This window comes from Actinomycetospora sp., assembly GCF_055612215.1.
Genome location: NZ_JBVPVA010000183.1, coordinates 1 through 6643, shown reverse-complemented (window position 1 = coordinate 6643; position 6643 = coordinate 1). Strand labels below are relative to the sequence as shown.

Below are 6643 nucleotides of genomic sequence, written 5' to 3'. Positions count from 1 at the left end.
GTGAGTCCGCTGAGTGAGGTCCTGGCCGGGGGAGACGACCCGGCGGCGCCCGTCAGCGTCGTCCGGGTCCTGGCGCGGCACGGGTTCGGCACCGTCGAGCCCGGCCAGCTGTTCGCCGCCCGGGGCACGCTGCTCGGCGAGGTGGTCCTCGGCGGGGACCTGCTGCGCGGCGCGCTCGACGGGGCCGCGGCCGACCTCGCGCGCCACGCGCTCACCGCGCCCACCACCGAGGACGCGCACGTTGCGGAGGACGACGCCGTCGCCGCCGGGCTCGCCTGCGCCGGCGGCGCCACCCTGCTCGCACATCCCCTCGAGGCCGACCCGGCGCACGCGCTGGGGACCGCGCTGGCCCAGGGCGTGCCCGCCGCGCTGATCTCGCCCGCCGACGGGACCCGGGCGCTGGCCGCCACCGGTCCCGAGCTCGGCAGCGTCCACGGCTCGCTCGGGTCCGCCGAGCTCGACGATGCCGCACTGGCCCACGCCCGCGGCCTGCTGCGCCGCGGCGCCACCGCCACCGACCGCACCGAGCTCGCGGGCTCCGACGTGCTCGTCGACCTCTGGGTGCCGGTGCCCTCCCTGCTCGTCGTCGGGGCGGGCGCCATCGCCGAGGCCCTCGCGGCCCAGGCCGGCGTGCTCGGCTGGGGGTACCGGCAGGTGGGCACGATCGAGGAGACCACCGCCGCGGTGGCCGCGTTCACCGACGTCGACGTGCTCGTCCTGCTCGACCACGACCCGGGATTCGACGCCGCCCTGATCGCGGGGCTCGAACACGGGCGGGGCTTCCTCGGCGCGCTCGGCTCCCGGCGCACCCAGGCCGCGCGGCGCGAGCGGCTGCTCGCCGCCGGCGTCGCCGAGGCCGACCTCGCCCGCGTCCACGGGCCCGTCGGGCTCGACCTCGGGGCACGCACCCCGGCGGAGACCGCGGTGTCGATCGTCGCCGAGGTCGTCGCCACCCGCAGCGGGCGTGACCCCGGCGCGCTCTCGGCCGGGCGGGGGCAGATCGGCGCATGACCCGGAGCGGACCGGCACCCACCCGGACCCACAGCCGCCCCCGCGCCGCCCTCACGTGGGCGCCCCGTGTCGTCGTCGGCGCCCTCGTCGTCGGCCTGCTGCTGATCGGCGGGACCGCGTTCCGGGTGTGGGAGCTCGGGCGTGTCGACGAGCGCACGCCCACCGACATGATCCTCGTGCTCGGGGCCGCCCAGTACGACGGCCGGCCGTCCCCGGTGCTCGAGGCCCGGCTGGAGCACGCCCTCACCCTCTACCAGCAGGGGGTCGCGCCGCGGATCGTCACCGTGGGTGGGTCGGCGCAGGGCGACCAGTTCTCCGAGGCCGAGAGCGGCGACCGCTGGCTCACCGAGCACGGCGTCCCGAACCGCGACGTCCTGCCCGTCGACGAGGGCCGCGACACCCTGGGCAGCTTCGAGGCCGTCGGGACCGTCGCCCAGCAGCGGGGCTGGACGTCCGCGGTGATCGTCAGCGACCCGTGGCACTCGCTGCGGTCGCGCACGATGGCCCGCGACGTCGGGCTCGAGGCCACCACCTCGCCGACGAAGAGCGGCCCGGTGGTGCAGACGCGCCGCACCCAGTTCTTCTACATCGTCCGCGAGACCGCGGGCCTGCTCTACTACCACCTCGCCCACGCCTCGTCGGACTTCTCCGACCCGAGCCTGCAGTGAGCGGCGGCCGGCGGGACCCGCGCGAGCGGTTCTTCCCCGAGGAGCCCAAGCGCGGGCGGGAACGGCGCTCGCCGTTCGCGCGCGATCGCGCCCGCGTGCTTCACTCCGCGGCGCTGCGCCGCCTCGCGGGCAAGACCCAGGTGGTCGGCCCGGGGGAGGACGCCGAGGTCACGGGCGTGCCGCGCACCCGGCTCACGCACTCGCTCGAGGTCGCGCAGATCGGCCGCGGGATGGCCGAGGATCTCGGGCTGGACCCCGACGTCGTCGACACCGCGGGCCTCGCCCACGACATCGGGCACCCGCCGTTCGGGCACAACGGCGAGAAGGCCCTCGACGCGGTCGCGGCCGAGGCCGGCGGCTTCGAGGGCAACGCCCAGACGCTGCGCCTGCTCGCCCGCCTCGAGCCCAAGACCCTCGACGACGAGCGCTGCCGCGGGCTCAACCTCACCCGGGCGACCCTCGACGCGTGCATGAAGTACCCCTGGCCACGCCGTCGGGGGGCCCGCAAGTTCGGGGTCTACGACGACGACGTCGAGGTGTTCACCTGGGTGCGTGCCGGGGTGCCCGCCGCCCGGGCCGGGGTGCCCTGCCCGGAGGCCCAGACGATGGACTGGGCCGACGACGTGGCGTACTCGGTGCACGACGTCGAGGACGCCATCCTCGCCGGGCGCATCGACCCCGCCTGCCTCGCGCGTCCCGACGCCGGGCTCGTCGCGCTGGCGGCCGACGCCTTCGGGGCCGGCACCACCGAGCTCGAGGCCGCGGCCGAGCGCCTCGCGGGCTACCCGCCGCTGCGGGCGGTGGCGCGCGAGGCGGGGGAGCCGGGCACGCTCGAGGCGCAGGTCGCGCTCAAGCGACTCACCAGCGAGCTCGTCGGCCGCTTCGTCGCCGCGGCGGTCGACGCCACGCTCGACGTCACCGGCGAGGGGCCGGGACCCGACGACGACCTCGTGGTCCCGGTCGGGGCGCGGGCGGAGGTCACGCTGCTCAAGGCGGCCGCGGTGCGCTGGGTGATGTCCGACCCCGCGCGGCTCGCGGCGCAGCAGCAGGAGCGGCGCCTGCTGACCGACCTGGTCGGGCGACTCGCCGACGGCGCGCCGGGCGACCTCGACCCCGCGTTCCGCCCGGCGTGGGACGCTGCGGACGACGCCGCCGCCCGGCTGCGGGTCGTCGTCGACCAGGTCGCCGTCCTCACCGACGCGCAGGCCCGCTCGTGGTCGGCCCGGCTCGGGGCCGACGGTCCGCGGCGCCTGGTACCGGGATGAGGGGCTGGCCGGCGGGACCGGCAGGGGGAGGACCGGTGACGGCCGAGACGGCGACCTCCGGCACCGCGCGGCCCACCGTGCCCCGACGCTCCGCGCACCCCGCGGCCAGCCGCGCCGCCGAGCTCACCGGGGGCCTCGCGCGCCGCGCCCGCCGCCGCCCGGTGACGACGACCGCGGTGCTGCTCGGCCTCGCCGTCGTGCTCGACGTGGTGCTGATGTGGCAGCGCCGCTGGATGTCCGACGACGGCCTGATCTTCCTGCGCACCGTCCGGCAGATCCTCGCCGGGAACGGGCCGGTGTTCAACGTCGGCGAGCGGGTGGAGACCAACACCTCGACGGTGTGGACCCTCGTGCTGATCGGGCTCGCAGCGCTGCCGGTGCGGCTCGAGTACGCCTCGGTCGGCGCCGGCCTCGTGCTCTCCGCGGCCGCCCTGGGCTTCGCCCTCGACGGCGCGCGCCGGCTCACCGGGCTCGGGCGGGTCGTCGTCCCGGCCGGCGGGCTCGTCGTGCTCGCGGTCTCCCCGTTCTGGGACTTCGGGACCTCCGGTCTGGAGACCGGGCTGGCGTTCTGCTGGCTCGGGGTCACCTGGTGGCTGCTCGTGCGGCGCTCCCAGCGCGAACCCCGGCTCTTCGTGCCGCGGGGCGCCCGGCGCCGTCCCGGGCCCGCCTGGCCGACCGCGCTCGTCGTCGGGCTCGGGCCGCTCGTGCGCCCCGACCTCGCGCTGGTCTCGCTCACCGCCGGGCTCGCGCTCGCCGTGCTCGAGCAGCCCCGCGACCGGCGCGGGTGGTTGCGCGTGGTCGGGCTCGGCGCGCTGTGCGTCGCGCCCGCCGCGGGCTACGAGGTGTTCCGCGCCGGCTACTACGGGCTGCTCGTGCCGTCCACGGCGCTCGCCAAGGAGGCCGGGGTCGCGCTGTGGGGCCGTGGCTACTCCTACCTGCGCGACACCGTCGCCACCTACTGGCTGCTCGTGCCTGCCCTGTTCCTATTGGTCGCGGCCGTTGCGATCGCCGGGCCGCGGCTGGCCCGCAGCCAGTGGTGGGCGCGTCGGCGGGGCCGGGCGGTGGCCGACCGGCAGGACCCCGACGTCCGCGCGACCCGGGCCTGGGACCGGGCCGGCACGGCCGCGGTCGCGCTGGCCCCCGTCGTCGGCGGGCTGGCCGTGGTGCTCTACGTGGTGCGGGTCGGCGGGGACTTCATGCACGCCCGGATGCTGCTGCCGGCGGTGTTCTGCCTGCTCATGCCGGTGATGGCGCTGCCCGTGCGCCGGCGCACGGTGCTGCCCCTGCTGGCCCTGGCGCTGTGGGCGCTGGGCGTGGGGCTCAACGCCCATCCCGCCTACGACGGCATCTCCGCGTCCGGGATCGCCGACGAGCGCCACTTCTACGTCAAGCTCCTCGGCACGCCCCACCCGCTGACCACCGACGACTACCGGGGCCACCCCTACGTCGCCGGCGGCGCGAAGCTCATCGCGCAGAGCCCGGTCCCGGTGCTCGCCCTGCAGGCCCGCGGACTCGGCCCGGCCGGGCCGGAGTGGGAGACGGTGCCGCTGGCGCCCGGGCAGCCCAGCGGGATGGTGTTCCTCAATCTCGGCGCGGCGGGGGCGCTCAACCCGCTCGACGTGCGCGTCACCGACACCGTCGGGCTCGCGGAGCCGCTCGCGGCCCACACCACGATGGTTCCCGACGGCCGCGTCGGGCACGACAAGAATCTGCCCGCGGCCTGGTCGGTGGCCCGGGGTGGCGGCGTCGCACCCGACGACCGCGCGGTGCGCGCCGACGACGTCGCGGCGGCCGGGCGCGCCCTGCAGTGCCCGGCGATCCGTGAGCTCGAGGACTCGGTGTCGGCGCCGCTGACGTGGTCGCGGTTCCGGGAGAACCTCCTCGGCGCCCCCGCGCGCACCGCGCTGCGCTTCCCGCGCGACCCGGTGCTCTCCGAGGTCGCCTGCACGCCCCCCGCGCGCTGATCGTCCGGGCTCGGCCGAACGGCCGTCGCGGGGTCGGGACGAGGGGTGCCGGAGATCACGCCACGCCGGATCCCGCTGGTCCGAACCGGTGGACTTCACGCGCGATCGCGGCACGGTCAGGGGCTGTCGAGCACCCCGTCCGGGGGCTGCGGACAGCCCATGCGGCGCACACACTACTGCTCCGAACGGCCCGAGTCGCTCGGCGTTCGGGCTGCCCAGCGGCCACCCGAACGCCCTCCGTGCACGGACGATCGGTGGAGATCCACGGCGTGTCCCCGGGGGACGCGACGCATCGACGCTCGGTCATGTCTCGGGCAGAACCGCACGGTCGTTGCTCCGTTCGGCACGCTTGCCGGTCACCGTCGGCCATCCATACGGTTCGCCGGTCCTGGACCCCGACACCTAGTGAGGAACCGCCTTGGTGGCACACGGGTGGGCGGCTCCGCCCCTCGTCGACCCGGCACCCGAGGCGACCCCGGACGCACTGGCCCGCCTCGTCGCGGGACTCGCGGCCCTGCCCGGCGCCGAGTACGTCCTCGCCGTCGACGTCGCGGGTGACCGCGTGCGCGGCGAGGCCGGCGGTCCGCCCCGGGCCGACCTGGCCGTGCTCGACTGGGCCCGGCGCGTCGCCGCCGTCTCCACGGAGCGCCGCCAGGCGCTCGAGGACCTGGTGCTGACCACCGAGCGTGCGTTCCACGTGGTGCGCCTGGTCCCCGACGCACACGACGGCGGGGCGGCCTGGGTGAGCGTGCGGGTCGACCGCGCGCGGGGAAACCTGGCCTCCGCGCGACGGGCGTTGGCCGGCCTGGGTGCTCCGGGCTCGTCGGCATCCCCCCGCGCGCTCCCCGCCGGGGCGCCGGACTCGCACCGCGCGTCGCCGCCGTTCGCGCCGTTCCCCTCGCCGGCGCGCCCCGACCCGGAGCCGGGCGCGCACACGGCGTCGCGGGCGCCCTGGGGCACACCGTCGCCCTCGGGACCGCGCCGGCCCTCCGCGCCGTGGGCGCCCGTGCCGCCCGCCGGGCCGATGACGGCCGCCACCTCGGGCCCGGCCGCCACCTCGGGCCCGACCGCCACCTCGGGCCCGGCCGCCACCTCGGGTCCGACCACGGGCCTGGCCACGACCTCGGGCCCGGCCACCACCTCGGGTCCGACCACGGGCGCGTTCCCGGCGGCCATGGCGGGCCCGGCCGGTCCGGCCGCGCTGCCGTCGCCGCGCCCCCCGCGCCCGGAGGAGCGCCCCCGCCTCGCCTGGCCGAGTTCCGAGGACCGCGCCGCGGCGAAGGCCCAACTGATGCGGGAGTGGGCCGCGTTCGCGCCGAGCACGGACCCGGCCCCACGCGTCGACGGCGACCGGGAGGACGCCGCGACGCCGGACCTCACGGCTCCTGCGGCCGCCGCGCCCACGACCACGCCGGCGGAGGGGGTCCTCGCCGCGGAGCCGCCCTCTGCGCGCCGGGCCCGGGTGACGATCCGCCAGGCCGCCCGGTGGCGGGAGCACGGCGACGCGGACGACCAGCCCGCGCCCGACGCTCAGATCCCGGCCGCCCGCGCGTCCTCCGAGAGCGAGCCCACCGCGCCGGCCGCCCGGACCGTCGACCTCTTCACCCCGGCCGCGCCGGTCCCGCGCGCCTGGCCGGTGCCCGAGGACGACACCGGCGAGCTGTCCGTACCGACCTCGGTGCCCGCGCCGTCCGCCATCCGGCCGCGCCCGTACGTCCCGGACCCGGGGTCGTCC

4 protein-coding genes and 1 pseudogene are annotated in these 6643 nt (G+C 77.9%); all 5 read left to right on the top strand.

The window, feature by feature from the left end; genetic code table 11:
* The coding region (locus AC0CYZ_RS05130; protein ID WP_472212979.1) for an XdhC family protein at positions 1-1011 on the top strand (1011 nt) is incomplete at its 5' end.
* The gene (locus tag AC0CYZ_RS05125; RefSeq protein WP_472212978.1) at positions 1008-1679 is read left to right on the top strand and encodes a YdcF family protein; all 672 of its coding nucleotides are present in this window, start codon (positions 1008-1010) and stop codon (positions 1677-1679) included. The genes AC0CYZ_RS05130 and AC0CYZ_RS05125, both read left to right, overlap by 4 nt.
* Entirely contained in the window at positions 1676-2944 is a 1269-nt protein-coding gene (locus AC0CYZ_RS05120) for a deoxyguanosinetriphosphate triphosphohydrolase (protein WP_472212976.1), read from the top strand. Before AC0CYZ_RS05125 ends, AC0CYZ_RS05120 begins: the two co-directional genes overlap by 4 nt.
* A 35-nt stretch (positions 2945-2979) precedes the next feature.
* Entirely contained in the window at positions 2980-4908 is a 1929-nt protein-coding gene (locus AC0CYZ_RS05115) for an arabinofuranosyltransferase AftB family protein (protein ID WP_472212974.1), read from the top strand.
* Between the two features lie 418 nt (positions 4909-5326).
* Positions 5327-6643, top strand: a pseudogene (locus AC0CYZ_RS05110) (hypothetical protein); the annotation flags it as partial.